Source organism: Micromonospora sp. NPDC007208 (assembly GCF_042869175.1).
GTDB lineage: Bacteria > Actinomycetota > Actinomycetes > Mycobacteriales > Micromonosporaceae > Micromonospora > Micromonospora foliorum.
This window is the reverse complement of record NZ_JBIAFG010000012.1, coordinates 160,539-180,622: the sequence shown is the minus strand read 5'-3', so window position 1 is coordinate 180,622 and position 20,084 is coordinate 160,539. Positions and strand designations below refer to the sequence as shown.

At 72.4% G+C, this 20,084-nt stretch carries 16 protein-coding genes; 15 read left to right on the top strand and 1 reads right to left on the bottom strand.

Annotation, left to right across the window (positions count from 1 at the left end):
- Positions 1-79 precede the first annotated feature (79 nt).
- The 15 genes from ACFYL6_RS23040 to ACFYL6_RS22970 all read left to right on the top strand — a co-directional run bounded on the left by ACFYL6_RS23040 (position 80) and on the right by ACFYL6_RS22970 (position 17,629).
- Entirely contained in the window at positions 80-376 is a 297-nt protein-coding gene (locus ACFYL6_RS23040) for a DUF503 domain-containing protein (RefSeq protein WP_030489481.1), read from the top strand.
- 127 nt (positions 377-503) lie between these two features.
- Positions 504-995 carry a 30S ribosome-binding factor RbfA gene (gene rbfA, locus ACFYL6_RS23035; protein WP_387174046.1) on the top strand — a complete coding sequence of 164 codons (492 nt, stop codon included), beginning with the start codon at positions 504-506 and terminating at the stop codon, positions 993-995.
- Positions 992-2,041, top strand: coding sequence for a bifunctional oligoribonuclease/PAP phosphatase NrnA (locus ACFYL6_RS23030; protein WP_387174044.1), 1,050 nt, complete (start codon positions 992-994; stop codon positions 2,039-2,041). The genes rbfA and ACFYL6_RS23030 overlap by 4 nt, the downstream gene beginning before the upstream one ends.
- Positions 2,042-2,144: 103 nt before the next feature.
- The gene (locus tag ACFYL6_RS23025) at positions 2,145-2,552 is read left to right on the top strand and encodes a hypothetical protein (RefSeq protein ID WP_030489478.1); all 408 of its coding nucleotides are present in this window, start codon (positions 2,145-2,147) and stop codon (positions 2,550-2,552) included.
- Complete coding sequence (locus tag ACFYL6_RS23020) at positions 2,552-2,761, top strand: DUF6186 family protein (RefSeq protein ID WP_238686867.1); 210 nt, start codon at positions 2,552-2,554, stop codon at positions 2,759-2,761. Before ACFYL6_RS23025 ends, ACFYL6_RS23020 begins: the two co-directional genes overlap by 1 nt.
- A 486-nt stretch (positions 2,762-3,247) precedes the next feature.
- Positions 3,248-4,573, top strand: coding sequence for an MATE family efflux transporter (locus ACFYL6_RS23015; protein WP_387174042.1), 1,326 nt, complete (start codon positions 3,248-3,250; stop codon positions 4,571-4,573).
- Positions 4,574-4,662: 89 nt separating this feature from the next.
- On the top strand, positions 4,663-5,547 hold the full coding sequence (truB, locus tag ACFYL6_RS23010; protein ID WP_387174040.1) for a tRNA pseudouridine(55) synthase TruB: 885 nt from the start codon (positions 4,663-4,665) through the stop codon (positions 5,545-5,547).
- Positions 5,548-5,621: 74 nt separating this feature from the next.
- Entirely contained in the window at positions 5,622-6,551 is a 930-nt protein-coding gene (locus ACFYL6_RS23005; RefSeq protein ID WP_387174038.1) for a bifunctional riboflavin kinase/FAD synthetase, read from the top strand.
- 199 nt (positions 6,552-6,750) lie between these two features.
- Positions 6,751-7,020 carry a 30S ribosomal protein S15 gene (gene rpsO / locus ACFYL6_RS23000; RefSeq protein ID WP_030337594.1) on the top strand — a complete coding sequence of 90 codons (270 nt, stop codon included), beginning with the start codon at positions 6,751-6,753 and terminating at the stop codon, positions 7,018-7,020.
- A gap of 226 nt (positions 7,021-7,246) precedes the next feature.
- A complete protein-coding gene (locus ACFYL6_RS22995) occupies positions 7,247-9,640 on the top strand; it encodes a polyribonucleotide nucleotidyltransferase (RefSeq protein ID WP_387174036.1) in 2,394 nt (797 codons plus the stop codon).
- 47 nt (positions 9,641-9,687) lie between these two features.
- Complete coding sequence (locus ACFYL6_RS22990; RefSeq protein WP_387174034.1) at positions 9,688-11,085, top strand: M16 family metallopeptidase; 1,398 nt, start codon at positions 9,688-9,690, stop codon at positions 11,083-11,085.
- 94 nt (positions 11,086-11,179) lie between these two features.
- Positions 11,180-11,653, top strand: coding sequence for a hypothetical protein (locus ACFYL6_RS22985; RefSeq protein ID WP_387174032.1), 474 nt, complete (start codon positions 11,180-11,182; stop codon positions 11,651-11,653).
- Positions 11,646-16,169 carry a hypothetical protein gene (locus ACFYL6_RS22980; RefSeq protein WP_387174030.1) on the top strand — a complete coding sequence of 1,508 codons (4,524 nt, stop codon included), beginning with the start codon at positions 11,646-11,648 and terminating at the stop codon, positions 16,167-16,169. Before ACFYL6_RS22985 ends, ACFYL6_RS22980 begins: the two co-directional genes overlap by 8 nt.
- Before the next feature lie 98 nt (positions 16,170-16,267).
- Positions 16,268-17,035 carry a 4-hydroxy-tetrahydrodipicolinate reductase gene (dapB, locus tag ACFYL6_RS22975; RefSeq protein ID WP_355420472.1) on the top strand — a complete coding sequence of 256 codons (768 nt, stop codon included), beginning with the start codon at positions 16,268-16,270 and terminating at the stop codon, positions 17,033-17,035.
- A 123-nt stretch (positions 17,036-17,158) separates the two neighbouring features.
- A complete protein-coding gene (locus ACFYL6_RS22970) occupies positions 17,159-17,629 on the top strand; it encodes a GNAT family N-acetyltransferase (RefSeq protein ID WP_387174027.1) in 471 nt (156 codons plus the stop codon).
- A gap of 228 nt (positions 17,630-17,857) precedes the next feature.
- On the opposite strand, the gene ACFYL6_RS22965 is transcribed toward ACFYL6_RS22970, so the two are convergent.
- The gene (locus ACFYL6_RS22965) at positions 17,858-19,975 is read right to left on the bottom strand and encodes a glycogen debranching N-terminal domain-containing protein (protein WP_387174025.1); all 2,118 of its coding nucleotides are present in this window, start codon (positions 19,973-19,975) and stop codon (positions 17,858-17,860) included.
- Positions 19,976-20,084 lie beyond the last annotated feature (109 nt).

The following is a 20,084-nucleotide window of genomic DNA, read 5'->3' as shown; positions in this document are numbered from 1 at the left end:
CACGCTGATCAAGGGGTTTACGCCGACTGGCGTAAACCCCTTGATCATGCGGGGCGGGTTGGCGGTATCGTCCGGGGCGATGTTCACCGGAACCGCGGTCTTCGACCTGCTGCTGCCGGGCGACTCCAGGTCGCTCAAAGCCAAGAGATCATATGTACGGCCGATCGTGGCGGCGTTGCGCCGCTTCGAGGTGTCGGCCGCCGAGGTGGGTGCGCTCGACCTGCATGGTCGAGCGCAACTCGCGGTGGCCGTGGTGGCCGCCGAGACGGCGCACGTCCGCGAGGTGCTCGACTCCTGTGAGCGCCTGGTGGCCGGTCGCCCCGAGGTCGAGTTGCTGTCGGTCCGGCGCCGGCTCTACGGCGTGGACGACGACTGAGCACGGTGCCGGCTGGTGCCGGGCGACCGGAGCGGCCCCGAAGGTAATGTTCGAGATGTTGGCCGGTCGGCCGGCGGCCTCCGGGCCGCCGGCTCGACCGGAAGCAGGACGCCGTGGAGGTGGCGAGATGTCTGATCCGGCCAAGGTACGCCGGCACGCGGAACGGGTGCGTGAGCTGGTCGCGTCGGTGGTGCGGAGCCAGATCAAGGACCCGCGGCTCGGGATGATCACTATCACCGACGCCCGGATTACCGCTGACCTGCGTGACGCGACGGTCTTCTACACCGTGCTCGGTGACTCGGTGGCCCAGGCGGACACCGCGGCGGCGCTGGAGAGCGCCAAGGGGCTGCTGCGCAGCACTGTCGGCAAGGCCCTCGGGCTGCGCCACTCGCCGACCCTCACGTTCGTCCTCGACGACGTGCAGGATCAGGTCAAGCACATCGACGACCTGCTCGCCGCCGCCCGCAACGCCGACGCCGAGGTGCAGCGGCTCGCCGCCCAGGCGAAGTACGCGGGCGAGGCCCAGCCGTACCGGGTGGACGACGAGGACGACGAGACGGACGAGGCCGACGAGGCCACCGACGTCAAGGAGACCCCGCGGGGTGGGGAATCGCGGTGACCAGCACCGCCAGCGCCCCGCTCGCCGGGGCAACCGGGCTCGGCCCCGCCGAGGCGGACTGGGCCGCCGCCGAGGCGTTGGTGCGGGCTCTCCCGCCGACCGCCCGTACGCTGCTGATCTGCCACATCAACCCGGACGGCGACGCGCTGGGCAGCATGCTCGGCTTCGGTCTGGGCCTGCGGCAGTTCGGCGTACGCGACGTGCAGGCGACCTTTCCCGGGCCGCCGGAGGTGCCGGAGCCGTTCCGGGGGCTGCCCGGGCTGGACCTGCTGGTCCCGGCGGACGCCGCCGACCCGGCGCCCGATCTGGTGATCTGCTTCGACGCGGCCAGCGAGTCCCGCCTCGGCGAGTTGGCGGGGCGGCTGTCGTCGGCGGGTGCGGCGCTGGTGCTCGACCACCACGCCTCCAACCCCGGTTTCGGCACGGTCAACCTGGTCGACCCGGGTGCGGCGGCCACCTCGGTGGTGGCCGAACAGCTGCTGGCCCGGCTCGGGGTGGTGGTGGATCCGGCCATCGCCGAGTGCCTCTACGTGGCGCTGACCACGGATACCGGCTCGTTCCGGTTCGAGGCGACCACTCCGGCGGTGCACCAGATGGCCGCCCGCTTGCTGGCGACCGGCATCTCGCCCGGTGACATCTCCCGGCGGGTCTTCGACACCCGACCCTTCGGCGCGGTCCGCCTCTTCGGTGAGGTGCTCGGCCGGGCCCGGCTGGAGCCGGCCGCCGCCGGGGGCCGGGGGCTGGTCTGGACCTTCGCCACGCTGGACGACCTGGCCCGGCACGACCAGCGGCCGTACGTGCTGGAGGCGCTGATCGACTCGGTGCGCTGCACCGCCGAGGCGGATGTGAGCTGTGTGGTGAAGCAGACCAGGCCCGCCGAGTGGGCCGTGTCGATGCGCAGCAAGGGTGCGGTGGACGTCAGTCGGGTCGCGGTCGCGCTGGGCGGTGGCGGGCACACGTTCGCGGCCGGGTTCACCGGTCGGGGCACCGTCGAGCAGGTGGTCGAGTCGATCCGCGGTCAGCTGGACGCCGCGCTGACCGCCTGACGTCGCCCTTCGACCGCTATCGATCGGTCGGTCCGGAAGATCAGGGTCAGCTCCGGGGAGTGTTGGTCTTCCCGCGTTCCGTGATACCGGGAAGAATTGCGGGATGGAGCAGCCGCACGACCTCACCGTGGAGGCCCCCCGCGCCTGGGACCGGCCCGCCGTCTCCGTTCCCGTCCTCGTCTGCCTGTCGCTCGTCGGCGGCCGGTTCGCGTCCTTCTCCACCGAGGCGAATCTGTTCACTCTCGGCACCGGTGGGGTGCTGATCTGGCTCGGTCTGAGCAACCGGGTGCCCCGCCGGCCGGCACCGCGCCGGCTGGGGGCGGGGGCGGCCTGGTGGGCGGTGCCGGTGGTGGTCTTCGGGGTCTTCGAGGGCGCGACCTTCGTGCTGGCCGCCGGCGATGACTTCCCCACCTTCTCCCGGTTGGCCGATCCTCTCCTGGAGGACCACCTGACCCGGTCGGCGGTCTGGTTCGCCTGGTTGGCCGCGTTCTGGGGGCTGGTGCGGCGATGATGCGAGCGCTCGCGATCGGCGGCTTCCTGGCCGCGCTGGTCCTCTTCGCGGTGGTCGAGTGGATGGCCCGGCGGGAGGGGTCCCGGATCCCCACCCTGGGCGAGGTCTGCGCGTACGTGATGCGCTACGAGGTCGGCCCGGTGCCGGTGGGCCGGATCGGTCTGTTCGGGTTCTGGTGGTGGCTGGGCTGGCACTTCCTGGCTCGCTGAGCCGGGTTGGCGACTGTCCAAATGGCGGGAACCGTAAGCAGTATGTGGACCTGAACGATAACTTGGGAGAAGGCCGGTGCCGCCTGGCGGTGCAGGTCATGGGCGGTGGTGCCACACCCCGTGCTGCCTCCCTCCAGGGTCGGATCGACCCGGGCTCACGCTGCCCAGTCGGCTGCTCCGGTAATCCCGGACCGCCGTGGGGCGCTCAGCACGACCGCCCGTGAGGGTCGCCGCGTGCCGGCGACTCGCGCCCTGGGAAGAGGAGCGCCACCATGCCGAACAAGCCCAAGCCCGAGACCACCACCGACGACGCCCGCGAGCAGGCCCGCCGCGCGCTGCAGACGTCGATGGACACCCGGCAGTGATCCGACCCGTCCGGCGGTAGGCGCAGCGCGGGGCCGCGAGGACCCCCGCGTGCCACCCGCCGACGGGTAAGCGGTCTGCGGGATTGCGATCCTTACCGCAGCCGTGCCAGGATCGGCGGCGATGAGCCAGACCGCCGCCACCGCCCACCGACCCGCCTCGCCTCGGCGGATCGCCGGCCTCGCCCTGCCGGCCCTCGTGGTGCTCGCCGCCGAGCCGCTCTACGTGCTTGTCGACACCGCCGTGGTCGGTCACCTCGGTCGGGTGCCGCTCGCCGCGCTCGCCGTCGGCGGCACGGTGATGACGCTCACCGCCTGGGTGGGCACCGTGGTCGCCTACGGCACCACCGGGCGCGCGGCCCGCCGCTTCGGCGCGGGTGACCGTGCTGCCGCGGTCGCCGAGGGCGTCCAGTCGTCCTGGTTGGCGTTCGGTGTCGGTCTGCTGATCGCAATCGGCATGCAGGTGGGCGGCGGCGCGCTCGCGCGTACCCTCGCCGGTGGTGGTGGCGACGTGGCCGACGCCGCCGCGCAGTGGCTGCGGATCGCGGCCCTCGGCGCTCCTGGTCTGCTGCTCGCCGCCGCCGGCAACGGCTGGCTGCGCGGCGTACAGGACACTCGTCGCCCGTTGTTCTTCGTGCTCGGTCCCAACCTGCTCTCCGCGCTGCTCTGCCCGCTGCTGGTCTACCCCGGTGGGCTGGGTCTGGTCGGCTCGGCGGTGGCGAACGTCGTCGCGCAGACGCTCTGCGGGGTGCTCTTCGCCGCGGCCCTGGTCGGCGAGCGGGTGTCGCTGCGGCCCCAGCCCCGCGTGATCCGCCAGCAACTCGTGCTCAGCCGGGACCTGCTGATCCGTGGGCTGGCGTTCCAGGCCAGCTTCCTGTCCGCGACCGCCGTCGCCGCCCGCTTCGGCGCCGCCGCCGTCGGCGCCCACCAGATCGCCCTGCAACTCTGGTTCTTCACCGCGCTGGTGCTCGACGCCCTCGCCATCGCCGCGCAGTCCCTGGTCGGTGCGGCGCTCGGCGCCGGCGACGACGCGGGGGCGCGGGCGCTCGCCCGCCGGATCGGGCTGCTCGGCGGCGTCTGCGGCGTGGGCTTCGCGCTGCTCGTCGCCGCCGGCGCCGGCGTCGTGCCGTCGTGGTTCAGCTCCGACACGGGGGTACGCGAGCAGGCCATGGTGGCCTGGCCGTGGTTCGTCGTCATGCTGCCGCTGGCCGGGGTGGTGTTCGCCCTCGACGGCGTGCTGATCGGCGCCGGCGACGTGCGCTACCTGCGCAACCTCACCATCGTGGCCGCGCTCGGCGGCTTTCTGCCGGCCATCTGGCTGGCGTACGCGCTCGATCTCGGGCTGGGCGGCATCTGGGCCGGGCTCACCCTGTTCGTGGTGATCCGGCTGGTCGCCCTGCTGCTGCGACTGCGCAACGGCAGCTGGGCGGTGACCGGCGCGGTCCGCTGACCCGATCGGCGGGCCCGCCGGTCGTCCGGATCACGCGGGGGCGTGCCCACGCACTCTCGGGTCCCGGCCATCTGGCAGGCTTGGCCGACGTGAGCACCGATGGTCTGATCGTGGTCGACAAGCCCGGCGGCATGACGTCGCACGACGTGGTGGCACGCATCCGCCGACTGGCGAAGACCCGACGGGTCGGGCACGGCGGCACCCTCGACCCGATGGCGACCGGCGTGCTGGTGATCGGTGTCGGCCGGGCCACCCGGCTGCTGACCTACGTGATCGGCGCGGGCAAGAGCTACGCCGGCACCATCCGGCTCGGCCAGACCACCGTCACCGACGACGCCGAGGGCGACGTGACCGCCACCGTGCCGGCCGGGCAGGTCACCGACGACGCGATCCGAGCCGCGCTGGCCGGGCTGAGCGGCGAGGTCGACCAGGTGCCGAGCGCGGTCAGCGCCATCAAGATCGACGGGCAGCGGGCGTACAAGCGGGTCCGCGACGGCGAGAGCGTCGAGCTGCCGGCGCGGCGGGTCACCATCTCCCGGTTGGAGGTGCTGGCGATCCGCCGCACCGAGCCGGACGTGGTGGACGTGGACGTGGACGTGACCTGCTCCTCCGGCACGTACATCCGGGCCATCGCCCGGGACGCGGGCCTCGCGCTCGGCGTCGGCGGGCACCTCACGGCGCTGCGGCGCACCGCGGTGGGTGGTTTCACCCTGGCCGAGGCGGCGACCCTCGACGAGTTGGAGCAGCGCGCCCCGGACGTGGTGAACCTGCCACTGGACGCGGCGGCCGACCGGTTCTTCGCGCGCCGGGAGGCCACCCCCGACGAGGCCCGGGTGCTCGCCCACGGCGGGCCACTGGACCCGGCCGGCCTCACCGGGCCGTACGCCGTCTTCGGGCCGGCCGGCGGCCTGATCGCTATCGTCAGCGAGCGGGACGGGCGGGCTCGGGCGGAGATCGTGCTCGCCCCGGCCTGACAGCGGGCGCAGGTCCGCCGGCCCGCAGCCGGCGGTGTCGACCCGCCGGCGGCGGGACAGCAGAGAGGAACGGCATGCAGCGGTGGCGGGGCTACGACGCGGCGCCCGGCGGGTGGGGACGCTCGGTGGTCACCATCGGCGTCTTCGACGGCGTGCACAAGGGGCACCAGGCGACGATCGGGCACGCCGTGTCCCGGGCCCGCGAGTTGGGCGTGCAGTCGGTGGTGGTCACCTTCGACCCGCACCCGGCCGAGGTGGTCCGCCCCGGTTCGCACCCGGCGGTGCTCACCGAGCCAGCCCGTAAGGCCGAACTGATCGAGGCGCTCGGCGTGGACGTGCTCTGCGTGGTGCCGTTCACCCCGGAGTTCTCCCGGGTGCCGGCCGAACAGTTCGTGCACGACGTCCTGGTGGAGCACCTGCACGCGGCGTTGGTGGTGGTCGGCAGCAACTTCCGCTTCGGGCACCGGGCCGCCGGCGACGTGGCGTTGCTGGAACGGCTGGGTCAGACGTTCGGCTTCGGCGTGGAGGGCGGCCCGCTGGTCGCCGAGGCCGGCACCGTCTTCTCCTCCACGTACATCCGGTCCTGCGTCGACGCGGGCGACGTGGGCGCGGCGGCCGCCGCGCTGGGCCGCCCACACCGGGTGGAGGGCGTCGTGGTCCGCGGCGACCAGCGGGGCCGGGAGTTGGGCTTCCCCACCGCCAACCTGCTCTGCCACCGGTACGCGGCGGTGCCCGCCGACGGCGTGTACGCGGCCCGGCTGATCCGTCGCGGTCAGCACGAGCCGCTGTTGGCGGCGGTGTCCGTGGGCACCAACCCGACCTTCTCCGGCCGGGAGCGGCGGGTGGAGGCGTACGCGCTGGACTTCTCCGGCGACCTGTACGGCGAGCGGCTGGCCCTGGACTTCGTGGCGCACCTGCGTGGTCAGATCCGGTACGACTCGATCGAGCCGTTGATCGCCCAGATGAATCAGGACGTCGAGCGCACCCGGCGCGTACTGGCCTGATCGTGGTGGGGTGACGGGCCGCCACCGAGGCCCTTCGCCGGGTGTTACCGGCGAGTGCTGGTAGTCTTGCCGGGACGTCGGGTGACCGGCGTGGGGCCTCGCGTGCCTGCTCGACGCCGCGGGTGCGAGGTACCGGTCCGTTCCCGGTCCATCGGGACGACGGACACCCACTTGATCAACCCATCGAAACAGGGAGAACATGGCGCTCGATCAGGAAGCCAAGGCCAGCATCCGCGCGGAGTACGCGACCGCCGAGGGCGACACCGGTTCGCCGGAGGTCCAGGTAGCGGTCCTCACCAAGCGGATCGCCGAGCTGACCGAGCACCTGAAGGTGCACAAGCACGACCACCACAGCCGCCGTGGGCTGCTGCTGCTGGTCGGCCGGCGCCGTCGGTTGCTCAACTACGTCCAGAAGAAGGACATTGCCCGCTACCGGTCGCTCATCGAGCGGCTCGGTCTGCGCCGGTGACGTGACGGGGGAGTGGCCGTACGGCCGCTCCCCCGTACCGCGTCCCACCTGAGGAAACACGGGCCGCGCGACCACCCGAGAGGGAGCCGGTCAGCGTACCGGTCTCCGGTAGTGGCCCCCGGGAACCCGGCATCATGCCGGCCACCCGGGCGCTTCGATCGAAGACCGGCCGGCTGAGCAGCTCCCCGATGTCGTGGGCCCACGACGCGAAGGAGCACGACAGCACATGACCGAGACCAAACTCGGCACCGAATCCCGCACCGCCGTGATCGACAACGGGTCCTTCGGCACCCGCGAGATCACCTTCTCCACCGGTCGGCTGGCTCGCCAGGCCGCCGGTTCCGTCATCGCCCAGCTGGGCGAGACGGTAGTTCTCTCCGCCACGACCGCCGGTAAGCACCCGAAGGAGCAGTTCGACTTCTTCCCGCTGACCGTCGACGTCGAGGAGCGGATGTACGCCGCGGGTCGCATTCCCGGCTCGTTCTTCCGCCGTGAGGGTCGGCCCAGCGAGGACGCGATCCTCACCTGCCGGCTGATCGACCGGCCGCTGCGCCCGTCCTTCGTCAAGGGCCTGCGCAACGAGGTCCAGGTCGTTGAGACCATCCTCGCGCTCGACCCGCAGCACCCGTACGACGTCGTGGCGATCAACGCCGCCTCGATGTCGACCAAGCTCTCCGGCCTGCCGTTCTCCGGCCCGATCGGTGCGACCCGTGTCGCCCACATCGACGGCCAGTGGGTCGCCTTCCCGACCCTGGAGGAGCTGGCTCGCGCCACCTTCGACATGGTCGTGGCCGGCCGCACGCTCGAAGACGGCGACGTCGCGATCATGATGGTCGAGGCCGAGGCCACCCCGAACGCCGTCGCCCTGATCTCGGCCGGTGCCACCGCCCCGACCGAGGAGGTCGTCGCCAGCGGCCTGGAGGCCGCGAAGCCGGCGATCCGTGAGCTGTGCCGCGCGCAGAGCGAGCTGGCCGAGGTCGCCGCCAAGCCGGTCACCGAGTTCCCGGTCTTCCTGGACTACCAGGACGACGTGTACGACGCCGTCGCCGAGCTGGCTCGCGGCGACGTGGCCGAGGCGATCACCATCGCCGGCAAGGCCGACCGCGAGGAGGCCCTGGACCGGGTCAAGGCCCGGGTCGCCGAGGAGCTGGGCGTTCGGTTCGAGGGTCGGGAGAAGGAGCTCAGTGCTGCCTTCCGGTCGCTGACCAAGTCCGAGGTGCGCAACCGCGTGCTGCGCGAGCAGGTCCGCATGGACGGGCGTGGCCCGCGCGACATCCGGGCGCTGACCGCCGAGGTCGGCGTGCTGCCCCGGGTGCACGGTTCGGCGCTGTTCGAGCGGGGCGAGACCCAGATCCTGGGCGTCACCACGCTGAACATGCTCCGCATGGAGCAGATGGTGGACACGCTGTCCCCCGAGAACCGCAAGCGCTACATGCACAACTACAACTTCCCGCCGTACTCGACCGGTGAGACCGGCCGGGTCGGCTCGCCGAAGCGTCGCGAGATCGGCCACGGCGCGCTCGCCGAGCGGGCACTGATCCCGGTGCTGCCGTCGCGCGAGGAGTTCCCGTACGCCATCCGGCAGGTGTCGGAGGCGCTCGGCTCCAACGGCTCCACCTCGATGGGTTCGGTCTGCGCCTCGACGCTGGGCCTGCTCTCCGCGGGTGTCCCGCTGAAGGCGCCGGTCGCCGGCATCGCCATGGGCCTCATCTCCGACGAGGTGGACGGCAAGACCCAGTACGTGACGCTTACCGACATCCTCGGTGCCGAGGACGCGTTCGGTGACATGGACTTCAAGGTGGCCGGCACCCCGGAGTTCGTCACCGCGCTCCAGCTCGACACCAAGCTCAACGGCATCCCGTCGGACGTGCTGGCCGCCGCGTTGCAGCAGGCCAACGAGGCCCGGCAGGTCATCCTCGGGGTGATGAAGGCGGCGATCGAGGCTCCGGCCGAGATGTCCGACTACGCGCCGCGGGTAACCACCGTCAAGATCCCGGTCGACAAGATCGGCATGGTGATCGGCCCGAAGGGGCAGACCATCAACGCGATCCAGGACGAGACCGGCGCCGAGATCTCCATCGAGGACGACGGCACGATCTACGTCGGCGCCACCAACGGCCCGTCGGCCCAGGCGGCCGTCGACCGGATCAACGGCATCGCCAACCCGACGCTGCCGAAGCAGGGCGAGCGGTTCCTCGGCACGGTGGTCAAGACCGCCGCGTTCGGCGCGTTCATCTCGCTCCTGCCGGGCCGTGACGGCCTGCTGCACATCTCCAAGGTGGGCGACGGCAAGCGGGTCGAGCGCGTTGAGGACTTCCTCAACGTCGGTGACCGGGTCGAGGTCGAGATCGCGGACATCGACGCCCGGGGCAAGATCTACCTCGACAAGGTCCGCCCGGAGGGCACCGAGGCTCCGGCCGCCGGTGAGGCCGCCGCAGGTGACCGGCCGGCTGGTCGGGACCGGGGCGACCGGGCTCCGCGTGACCGCGGCGACCGTGAGCGTGGCGGCGACCGTGGCGGGCGTGGCCCGGAGCGCGGCGGCGAGGGCGGCAACGGCGGCGGCGGCGGCGAGGGTGGCGAGGGCGGCGAGCGTCCGCGTCGTCGGACCCGGCACAGCTGACCGTCGTACACAGCATCACCCACCCCTCGTCGAACCGGGAGCAAGTCGTGAGTCGGGCCATCAGTGCGCCGTTTCCACCGGATCGACGGGGGGTGGCCCCGTCTAGGGACACCGGGGCGGGCCGCTCCGGCGGCACCGCCCGCGCGGTGACCCGGACGCTCAGCGACGACCCGCTGGGCGGCACGGTACGACGTACCGTGCTGCCCAGCGGCCTGCGCGTCCTCACCGAGGCGATTCCGGCGATGCGCAGCGTCTCGTTCGGCATCTGGGTGGCGGTCGGCTCGCGCGACGAGACCGGCCCGCAGGCCGGTGCCGCGCACTTCCTCGAGCACCTGCTCTTCAAGGGCACCCACAAGCGCACCGCACTGGAGATCTCCTCGCAGATCGAGGCGGTGGGTGGCGAGACGAACGCCTTCACCACGAAGGAATACACCTGCTACTACGCCCGCGTGCTGGACGAGGACCTGCCGCTGGCGATCGACGTGATGTGCGATCTGGTCGCCGACTCGCTGTTGGAGCCGGCCGACGTCGAGACCGAGCGTGGCGTGATCCTGGAGGAGATCGCCATGCACGACGACGAGCCGGGTGACGAGGTGCACGACCTCTTCGTCCAGGCCGTCTACGGCGATCACCCGCTGGGTCGGCTGATCTCCGGCACCGCGGAGACCGTCACGCCGATGACCCGCAAGCAGATCCAGAGCTTCTACCGGGGCCGCTACACCGCGCCGCAGATCGTCATCGCCGCCGCCGGCAACCTCGACCACGCCGCGGTGGTCAAGCTGGTCCGTCAGGCGGTGCGCGGCACCCCACTGGACAGCGACCCGGCCAGCCCGGCGCCGCACCGCGCGGCGACCCCGGCGGTACGCACCAAGCCGGCGACCACAGTGGTGGAGCCGAAGGAGACCGAGCAGGCGCACGTCATCATCGGCTGCCCCGGCATCGACCGGCTCGACGATCGACGGTTCGCCCTCGGGGTGCTCAACAACGTGCTCGGCGGCGGCATGTCCAGCCGCCTGTTCCAGGAGATCCGCGAGCAGCGCGGCCTCGCGTACTCGGTCTACTCCTACGCCAGCCAGTACGCCGACACCGGCCTGTTCGCCGTCTACGCGGGCTGTGCGCCGGGCAAGGTGGACGAGGTGCTGGCCCTGACCCGCGCCGAGCTGGCCCGGGTGGCCGCCGAAGGGTTGACCGAGGCCGAGGTGGCCCGGGGCAAGGGGATGAGCAAGGGCTCCTTCGTGCTCGGCCTGGAGGACACCGGTTCCCGGATGAGCCGGCTGGCCAAGGGTGAGCTGCTCTACGGCGACCTGATGCCGGTCGACGAGCTGCTCCGCCGGGTCGACGAGGTCACCGTGGAGGACGTGAACGTTCTCGCCGCCGAGCTGCTCAGCCGCCCGATGTCGCTGGCCGTGGTGGGCCCGTTCGGCGCCGGCGACTTCGCGGTCTGACCCGCTCGACGGGCCGCCGCCCGTGTCGACTCATCGACGTCGTTGCTCGCCTTCGATAGGCTGCGACGCGTCGAGACGAGCTGCGGGGGCTGGCGTGGACGTACGAATCGTGGTGTCTGGTGAGGACCACCTGGCCGCACTCGAGTCACTTCAGGAGTGGCTCGTCGACAACGGCGAACTCCGCGGCCGGGTCACCGGGCACGAGTCTCCGCCGCCGCCCGGCGCCCTGGGCCCGGTGCTCGACTCGCTCCTGTTGGCGCTGGCCCCGGGCACCGTGGCGACGGCCCTGGCCACCACGCTGATCTCCTGGATCCGGCACCGCGGTGGCGCCGTACGTGTCGAGATCGAACTGCCTGACGGTCGGCGGGTGAAGCTCGAAGCGGACCGGGTCCGCGAGCTGACCGATGCCCAGGTGCGCGCCCATGTGGTCGACCTGGTAGCCGTGCTGACGTCCGACGCGGAGGTCCCGGTGCCTTCGGACCCCGCCACGGTCCCGGTGGGCACCGACGCGGTCGCGCCCCCGGCCAGCCGGGCCGGCGTCGACGGGCCGCCCGTGACGCATGGGTGATCTCACCGGCCGGGGCGTACAGGTCCTGGTGATCGGCACCGAAACCCACCAGGGGGACGGGCTGCCCTCGGTGCCGGTGGTGGGTCGTACCTTCACCGCGTTGGTTGAGCGCCTGCGCACGCGGTGCGGGGTGCCGGCAGGGCAACTTCGTGCGGTGCACGACCCACCGGACGCGGTCACCATCGCCCGGGAAGTCACCACGGCCGCGCAGCAGGCCACCACCATCCTGCTGATCTACTTCGTCGGCCACGGTTTGCGGGGGCCCGGCGGCGAGCTGTACCTGGCGGCCAGCGGCACCGACCGACTCACCCCCGGTCTGGCCGCGCACCAGGCGTACCCGGTCTCGGACCTGCGCGAGGCACTGACGGCGTGCCAGGCGCCGTCCGTGGTCGTCGTGCTGGACTGTTGCTTCTCCGGGCGGGCCCACCTGGACCCGCCAGTCGCCGATCCGCTCGCCGGGCTTCCCCCGGTGCACGGTGTCTACCTCCTGAGTTCCGCCGAGCAACTCGCTTCGGCCGACCCGGAGCGCGAGCACACCGCCTTCACCGGTGAGCTGATCGGGTTCCTCGACCAGGGCGACCCGTCCGCCGGACCGCAGCTGACCCTTGACGACGCGTACCACCATCTCTTCGACGTGCTGCGGGCGCGGGGCGAACCGCTGCCCCGGCGTCAGGAGGCCGGGCACTCCGGTCGGCTCGTCCTCGCCCACAATCCGGCGTACCGCCCGGTCACCGACCCCGATGGCGTTCCCGTCGCACAGTCCAGCGGGCCGAGTCCCTACCGGAGCCTGGATTCGTTCCGGGAGAGCGACGTGGACGTGTTCTTCGGGCGGGAGTCGGCGACTGCCGTGCTGGTCGACGCGGCGGCGCGGCGGCTGACCGACCCGGGCACGCTGCTGGTGCTCGGGCCGTCGGGCAGCGGCAAGACGTCACTGCTGCACGCGGGTCTGCTGGCCCGCGTACGGCGGGACGGGCTGGCCACCGACGACGGTGAGTCGCCGGTGTGGCCGGTGATCCTGCCGGTCCTGACGCCGGGCGCCCGGCCGCTCGCGGCGCTTGCCCGAGCCCTCGGTGACGATCACCCGGATGCGGGTGGCTCGTTGGCGGAGCGGCCGGAGGCCGCCGTCGAACTGATCGAGGCCACGGCGCAGCGACGGACGGTGCTGCTCCTCGTCGACCAACTGGAGGAGTTGTTCACCCTCGACGTCGGCGACGAGGCCCGGGCGGCCTTCGTCGGCTGCCTCGCGGCGCTGGCCGCGCCGCGCCCCGACGGCACCCCCCACGCCGTCGTGGTGGCCGTCCTGCGGGCCGACTTCTACGGTGTGGCCAGCGAGGATCCGGCTTTCGCCGGGCTGCTGGCCGGTGCGCGGGTGGTGGTCGGGCCGCTGACGGGCACCGAGCTGCGCCGGGCGATCGACGGCCCGGCCGCCCAGACCGGTCTGGAGATCGGCGACGGCCTGGCCGAACTGGTGCTGCACGAGCTGGGCGCCGGTCGGCCCCGGGGCCCCGAGCCGGGCGCGCTGCCGTTGCTGTCCCACGTGCTCTGGGAAACGTGGCGGCGGCGCACCGGCAACCGGTTGAGCGTCGCCGGCTACCGGGACAGCGGCGGGCTCAACGGGGCGATTGCCAAGACCGCGGAGGACACGTACGACGGACTTGACGCGCCGCAACAGGCTGCCGCCCGCACGCTGCTGTTGCGTCTGACCCGGGTGGGGGAGGGCGGCACGGACACGGCCCGGCCGGTGCCGCGTACCGAACTGCTGCACGGGCTGGGCGCTGCCGGCCCGCTGGTGCTGGAGCGGCTCGCCGCTCGCCGGTTGGTCGGCATCGACCCGGAGGGCGTGGTCCGGGTCAGCCACGAGACGCTCCTGCACGCCTGGCCCCGACTGCGGTCGTGGGTCAACGAGGATCGGGCCCGGTTGGTGGCCCGGCAGCAGCTCTCCGACGCCGCCCAGGTGTGGCAGACCGGCGGACGGGACCGGGGAGACCTCCTGTCCGGGGCGCGGCTGACGGTCACCCGCAGATTCCTTCCCGAGGACGAGGCCGACCGGCTGAGCCCGGTGGAGCGGTCCTTTCTGGCGCGAAGCCTGCGCCTGCGGCGGTTGCGGCGCGCCGCGGTCGGGGTGATCGCCGTCCTGGTGCTGCTCCTGGGCTCGGGGGCGCTGGTGGCGGTGCAGCAGCGAGCCCGGGCGGAGCGGCTGGACGCGCAGATCGCCTCCCGCCGACTGGCCGCCCAGGCGAACGCGATGCGGTCGAGCAGGCCGGAGACGGCGCTCGCCCTGAGCCTGACCGCGTACCGCACCGCTGTCACGCCGGAGGCCCGGCAGGCGTTGTACGCCTCCTACGCCGAGCCTCGTCCGGAGCTGCTGACCGGCCACGAGAAGCACGTCTTCAACCTGGCCTACACGCCGGACGGTCGTACGCTGGTCAGCTCGTCCCACGACTGGAGCATCCGGCTGTGGGACGTCGCGGATCCCCGGCATCCCGCCCCGAAGGGCGTCATCCAGCGTTCGGGCAGCACAGCCATCGGGCTGACCCCCGACGGCCGGCTGGTGGTCGGCGGGTCACCAGAGAGACTGAGCCTGTGGGACATCACCGATCCGGCCCGACCGGTCGAGGTGGCCAGCGTCCCCACCCCGCGGTCTCCCACCTACTCGGTGGCGGTCGCGCCGGACGGCCACACGGTGGCTACCGGCGGCGACAACGGAACGCTCCGGCTCTGGGACATTCGGGATCCGACCCGACCGACAGTGATCGGCAGCCGCACGATTGGTGCGTCCGGGCTCCGCGGGGTGGCGTTCAGCCCCGATGGCCGGACCCTGGCCGTCGCCCACCTGATCGCCGACGGCAGGGAGCGGGGCAGCACGGTGTCCCTGTGGGACGTCCGTGATCCTCGACGGCTCACGCAGTTGGTCGAGTTGCCGGTGCTGACGGCCGACGCGGTCGCCTTCAGCCCGGTGGGCACGGTGCTGGCCGCCGGTGGCGCCCAGGGAGTGGTCAACGCGTGGGACGTGGCCGATCCCCGCCATCCCCGTTCGCTTCAGGACCAGACGCTCGGCAACCCTGCGCACGACGGCTCGATCTTCTCGCTCTCCTTCCGGTCCGACGGCACGGTGTTCGCCACCGCAAGCACCACCGGCGAGGTGAACCTGTGGCGGATCGATCGCGGCAGCGCCAGCGGCTCCGTCAACCGGTGGGCGACCCTGCCGGGTGTCGATCCCAGCGGGTCGGTGGCCTTTCGACCGGATGGGCGCGGCCTCGCCAACGGCACCGACGGTGGCGCGATCCGGGTCTGGTCACCCACCGCACCGGTGCTCACCGGCGACCTCAACCCGCTGGGGGCTCCGGTGCCGGGCAGAGCATTCGGGTTCGCGGGTCGATACGTGCTCACCAACGTCGAGCCTGACGGGCCGGCGGGGGCACGACTCTGGGACGTGGGGGTCCGGCCACCCGCACTGGCCGGCCAACTGCCCAAGGGTTGGAACGCGGCCCTGTTCCTGCCCGACGACCGGACGGTGATCAGCCGAAACGCGGACGGCAGCGGCTTCCGACTCTGGGACGTCACCGACCCGCACCGACCGATACCCGCCGCCGACCTGCCCCGGCCAACCCTCACCAGCGGTGAGTTCACGCTGGTTGCCAGCCCGGACGGCCACCACCTCGCCGCGGGTGACAGCAACGGCCGGACGATCCGGTTGCTGGATGTCCGCGACCCGCGGGCACCGGTCGAGGCCGCCCACTTCGACAACACCGAGGTCGCCCAGCACCTGTGGTTCCTCGACGATGGTGTGCTGGCGGTGTGGGGCGCCAAGGACATCCAGCTGTGGGACGTGCGCGACAGGCCCCATCCGGTGCCGGCCGGTGTGCTGAACGATGCCGCCGGTGCGGGCGGTCTGCTCTACGAACGTCGCAGGAAGGTGGCGTTCGTCGACGACCGCGACACGAACAACCAGGCGGTCAGCCGGCTGTGGGACCTGGGCGACCCGTACCACCCCGACCGCCGGGACGGCACCATCCCTCTGGACGATGCCGACGCCGGCCTCATGGTCACCGACCCGAACACGGTGGTCGTCGACACGGAGACCGGCACCGTGCAGACCTGGGACATCACCGACCTCGACCACCCGGTCGTCGGGCCGGCCCTCGCCAGCGATGTCGGTCTGCGCGAACTGGACATCAGCCCGGACCGGAAGACCCTCGTCGGCACCTCCACCTCCAGCTACACCGGTAGCGACTTCGAAGTCTGGCGACGCGAGGACCCGGACGGCCTGTTCAGCCGGTTCGCGGTGGTGCCCGGCGACTTCGCGGAGTTCACCCCGGACGGTCGGTCGGTGCTGGGACAACTGCCGGACGTGGGACCGCACAGCGTCTTCACCCGGGACGGTGGGGTCGCCCTGTGGGACCTGGACCCGGACAGGATCCAACGGGAGCTGTGCGAGTCGCCACCCACCACGCTGTCCGCCGTCGAGTGGCGGCGGTATTTCCCCGGCCTGTCGTGGCGGTCCCCGTGCCCCTGATCGGGCCCTCCTCGTCGTGCCCGGGACGGGTGACCCGACGGGTGCCCGACGAGCCGGCCCGGGGATGGGGCACGTCCTGATTGGGATAGGTTGTGCCCGTGACTGACGAGCAGGAGAAGACCCCGGCCCAGCAGCTGCGGGTCGGCGTGCTGGGTGCCCGCGGCCGGATGGGCATCGAGGTCTGCAAGGCGGTCGACGCCGCCGACGATCTCGAACTGGCGGCGGCGATCGACCAGGGCGACAGCCGCTCCGCGGTCTCCGGTGCGGAGGTGGTCGTCGACTTCACCACGCCCGACGTCGTCATGGACAACCTCCAGTGGTGCATCGAGCAGGGCATCAGCGCGGTGGTCGGCACGACGGGCTTCACCGAGCAGCGGCTGGAGCAGGTGCGCGGCTGGCTGGCCGACAAGCCCGAGGTGGGCGTGGTCATCGCCCCCAACTTCGGGATCGGCGCGGTGCTGATGATGCAGTTCGCCGCACGCGCCGCCCGACACTTCGAGTCCGTCGAGATCATCGAGCAGCACCACCCGCGCAAGCTGGACGCCCCGAGCGGCACCGCCACCCACACCGCCCGGCAGATCGCCCGGGCCCGGGCCGAGGCCGGCCTCGGCCCGGTGCCGGACGCCACCAAGGACGAGGTGCCGGGTGCGCGCGGTGCCGAGATCGACGGGGTACGCGTGCACGCGGTGCGCGCCACCGGCCTGGTCGCCCACCAGGAGGTGCTCTTCGGCGGCACCGGCGAGACGTTGACCATCCGGCACGACTCGTACGACCGGGTGTCGTTCATGCCGGGTGTGCTGCTGGCCGTCCGCGCGGTGCGCAACCGCCCCGGCCTCACCGTCGGCCTGGACGCCCTGCTCGACTGACGGTCCGTTCCCCTGCCACCCGGCCAAATGTTGGTCGTCAGCAGCAGATCTTGGACAGTTTCCGTTCAGCGCTAACGGAAACTGTCCAAGATCTGGGCCCCCAGCTCGGGTAGCATCCGGCGGATGATCAATGGCGGGCACCTGGACCGGGCCGGGCGGCGGGTGACGCTGCGGCAGGTCGACGACGACAACTGGCGGGCGGTGGCCGACGTCGCCCCGCGCGACGACCAGCGCCGGTTCGTGGCCGCGCTGGGGGCCCGTTACCTGCTGCTCAGCACGCGCTCCGAGGTGTGGAACTCGCTCGCGGTGTACGCCGACGAGACCGTCGTCGGCCACGTCATGTGGGGCGTGGACGACGACGGTTCGCACTGGATCGGCGGAATGCTTATCGATGCCGCCGAGCAGGGCCGGGGCGTCGGCCGGGCCACCGTGCAGACGCTGGCCCCCTGGCTGGCGGCGCGCGACGGCAGCCCTCCGGTCCGCCTCTCGTACCACCCCGACAACACCCCGGCCGCAGCCCTCTACACCTCCCTGGGCTTCCACCCCACCGGCGCGGTCGACGACGACGAGGTAATCGCCGAACGAACCCCCTGAGCCCCGCGATCTTGCACTTTCTGTAGCGACATAACGAACATTCGACCCATCTGGACAGCCGAAACTGCAAGATCGCCGGGGCGTCCGGCCTGGCCTCTGTCGATCATGGAGTTGTGGTGCCCCGCATAAGGGGCGTATATGGAGCTACCGCCCACCACAACTTCATGATCGACGGGCGAGGCGAGGCGGGGCGGGGCGGGGCGGGGCGGGGCGGGGCGGGGTTGGGGATTAGCGGGGGAGGGGTTGGGTTGTGGGGCGGCGTTGGGTGGGGAGGGTTGGGGTTGGGGTTGGGGTCAGTGGGGTGGGGAGGCCGGTTACGGTGGCTTCGCCGGTGCGGTCGACCGTGACGTGCACCGGGGTGCCGGCCACGCGGAGGTTGTCGACCGCTACGGCACCCAACTCTGCTCCCGCCAGGGGCGCCAGTCGGACCGTGCCGCCCGGTACGTCCGGGTAGAGACCCGTGGCGGCCTGGAGCAGCAGCACCGCGCCCGCCGCGGCCCACGCCTGCGGCCGGCACGAGGCCGGGTACGGCACCGGGCGGTTCACCGCTGCCCGGTCGTCGCCGCCGTACAGCTCCGGCATCCGGTAGTCGAACGCCTCGGCGGCGCTGAGCAGTCCGTCGGCCAGGCCGAGCGCGGCCTCGCGGTGCCCGGCGCGGGCCAGCCCACCGAGCACGATCGCGGTGTCGTGGGTCCAGATCGAGCCACAGTGGTACGACAGCGGGCTGAAGCCGGCGTCGTCGGTGGACATGGTCCGTAGCCCGAACCCGGCGGCCATGCTGTCGGTGGTGAGCAGGTGCGCGACCTGGGCCTCCTCGTCGCGGTCGAGCAGGCCGGTGCCGAGCAGGTGGCCGATGTTGCTGGTCAGCGAGTCGACCGGGCGCTTGTCGCGGTCGAGGGCCAGCGCGGGTTGCGGTCCGTGGCGACCGTCGACCCAGAAGCTCTTGCGGAACCGGCCGACCAGCGCGGCGGCGTGCTCGCGCCAGCGGTCGGCGCCCGGTCGGCCGAAGGCGTCCAGCAGGGCGGCGCCGTTCACGGCGGCCTCGTGCGCGTACCCCTGCACCTCGGCCAGCACGATCGGCGCGGTGGCCAGGGTGCCGTCGCGGAATCGGACCGCGTCACCGGAGTCCTTCCAACCCTGGTTGGACAGCCCGTGCCCGGTAGTGTCGACGTACTCGACCAGGCCGTCACCGTCCGGGTCGGCGTGTTCGCCGAGCCAGCGCAGCGCCGCCTCCAGGTGCGGCAGCAGGGGTTCGATCTGCTCGGCCGGCATTCCCCACCGCCACGCGTCGTGCAGCAGGTTGACCCAGAGCATGGTGGCGTCGACGGTGCCGTAGTACGCCGGTGGAAGGCGCAGGCCGTTGTCGGGCAGGGCGAACGCGTGGCGGCGCAGCTCGTGCAGGATCTTGCCGGGGGCCTCGCCGGTCGTCGGGTCGATCCGGGTGCCCTGCCGGCGGGCGAGCACCCGCAGGGTGCCGGCGGCCAGGTCGGTGCCGAGCGGCAGCATCATCCGGGCGGCCCAGAGGCTGTCCCGGCCGAACAGGGTGAGGAACCAGGGCACCCCCGCGCCGAGGAACACGTCGCCGGGTGCGCCGGTTTCGGCCAGTCGGAGGCCGCGCAGGTCGTCCAGGCCGCGGTCGAGCAGTCGGACCAGCCGTCGGTCGTCGGCGGTCACCTCGGGTCGGGACCACTCGGGCTCGCCGGCCGGGCCGACGACGACGGCGCGCGGGTCGTCGACTGTCAACTGCCAACGCAGCACGGTCTCGCCGCCGGGGGGCAGGTCGACCGGCCAGACCAGCCGCGGCGCGGTTGCTTGCTCGCCCTCGGCGCGTACGTCGGCGCCGGGCGCGGTGACGGTGACGGTGATCCCGGTGCCCGACCAGGTGAGCGTGCCCGGCTGGCCGGTCCTGGCCGCCAGCGCGTCGGTGGCGCCACCGGACTTGACGACCTCGATGGGTGCCAGGTCGCAGCCGAGGTCGACGGTGACGCTGGCCCGTACGCCGACAGTGGCGGTGGAGACGATCCGCAGCTCCTCGGTGAGGCCGTTGCGGGTGGCCCGGCGGACCCGGTCGACGCGGACGGTGGGGTCGGGCGTGGGGTCACCGAGCCAGCGGGCCAGGCTCACGAACTGTGCGCCGTGCGGGCCGTCGTCGGTGTGGGTCAGCCCTTCCAACTCCCGCTCGTCGACCCGCAGCTCGGCGCGGGAGAGCACCCGGGCATCGGCGTGGAAGACGCCCTGGACGCCGGTCGGGCTGATCTGCCCGGTCGCGTCCCCCAGCGCGCTGGTCGGGGCGAAGAGCACCCCGACCAACTCGTGCAGGAGGGGTTGCAGCTGGCGTTCGATCACGGTGTGGCTCCAGATCCTCGGGGTGCGGGGCGGACGTCTTGACAACGCGCCCCTGGCGGTGCAAAGTGCGAAACATTCCAGAAACTTGAACGATCCAATCCTGCCTTAT

Excerpts from the sequence above, each read along its gene's own strand:
- ACFYL6_RS23040 (WP_030489481.1), top strand. The coding sequence starts at position 80 with ATGTTCACCGGAACCGCGGTCTTCGACCTGCTGCTGCCGGGCGACTCC.
- ACFYL6_RS22970 (WP_387174027.1), top strand. The coding sequence starts at position 17,159 with ATGATCAATGGCGGGCACCTGGACCGGGCCGGGCGGCGGGTGACGCTG.
- ACFYL6_RS23020 (WP_238686867.1), top strand. The coding sequence starts at position 2,552 with ATGCGAGCGCTCGCGATCGGCGGCTTCCTGGCCGCGCTGGTCCTCTTC.
- ACFYL6_RS23025 (WP_030489478.1), top strand. The coding sequence starts at position 2,145 with ATGGAGCAGCCGCACGACCTCACCGTGGAGGCCCCCCGCGCCTGGGAC.
- ACFYL6_RS22980 (WP_387174030.1), top strand. The coding sequence starts at position 11,646 with ATGGGTGATCTCACCGGCCGGGGCGTACAGGTCCTGGTGATCGGCACC.
- ACFYL6_RS22995 (WP_387174036.1), top strand. The coding sequence starts at position 7,247 with ATGACCGAGACCAAACTCGGCACCGAATCCCGCACCGCCGTGATCGAC.
- rbfA (WP_387174046.1), top strand. The coding sequence starts at position 504 with ATGTCTGATCCGGCCAAGGTACGCCGGCACGCGGAACGGGTGCGTGAG.
- ACFYL6_RS23005 (WP_387174038.1), top strand. The coding sequence starts at position 5,622 with ATGCAGCGGTGGCGGGGCTACGACGCGGCGCCCGGCGGGTGGGGACGC.
- rpsO (WP_030337594.1), top strand. The coding sequence starts at position 6,751 with ATGGCGCTCGATCAGGAAGCCAAGGCCAGCATCCGCGCGGAGTACGCG.
- ACFYL6_RS23015 (WP_387174042.1), top strand. The coding sequence starts at position 3,248 with ATGAGCCAGACCGCCGCCACCGCCCACCGACCCGCCTCGCCTCGGCGG.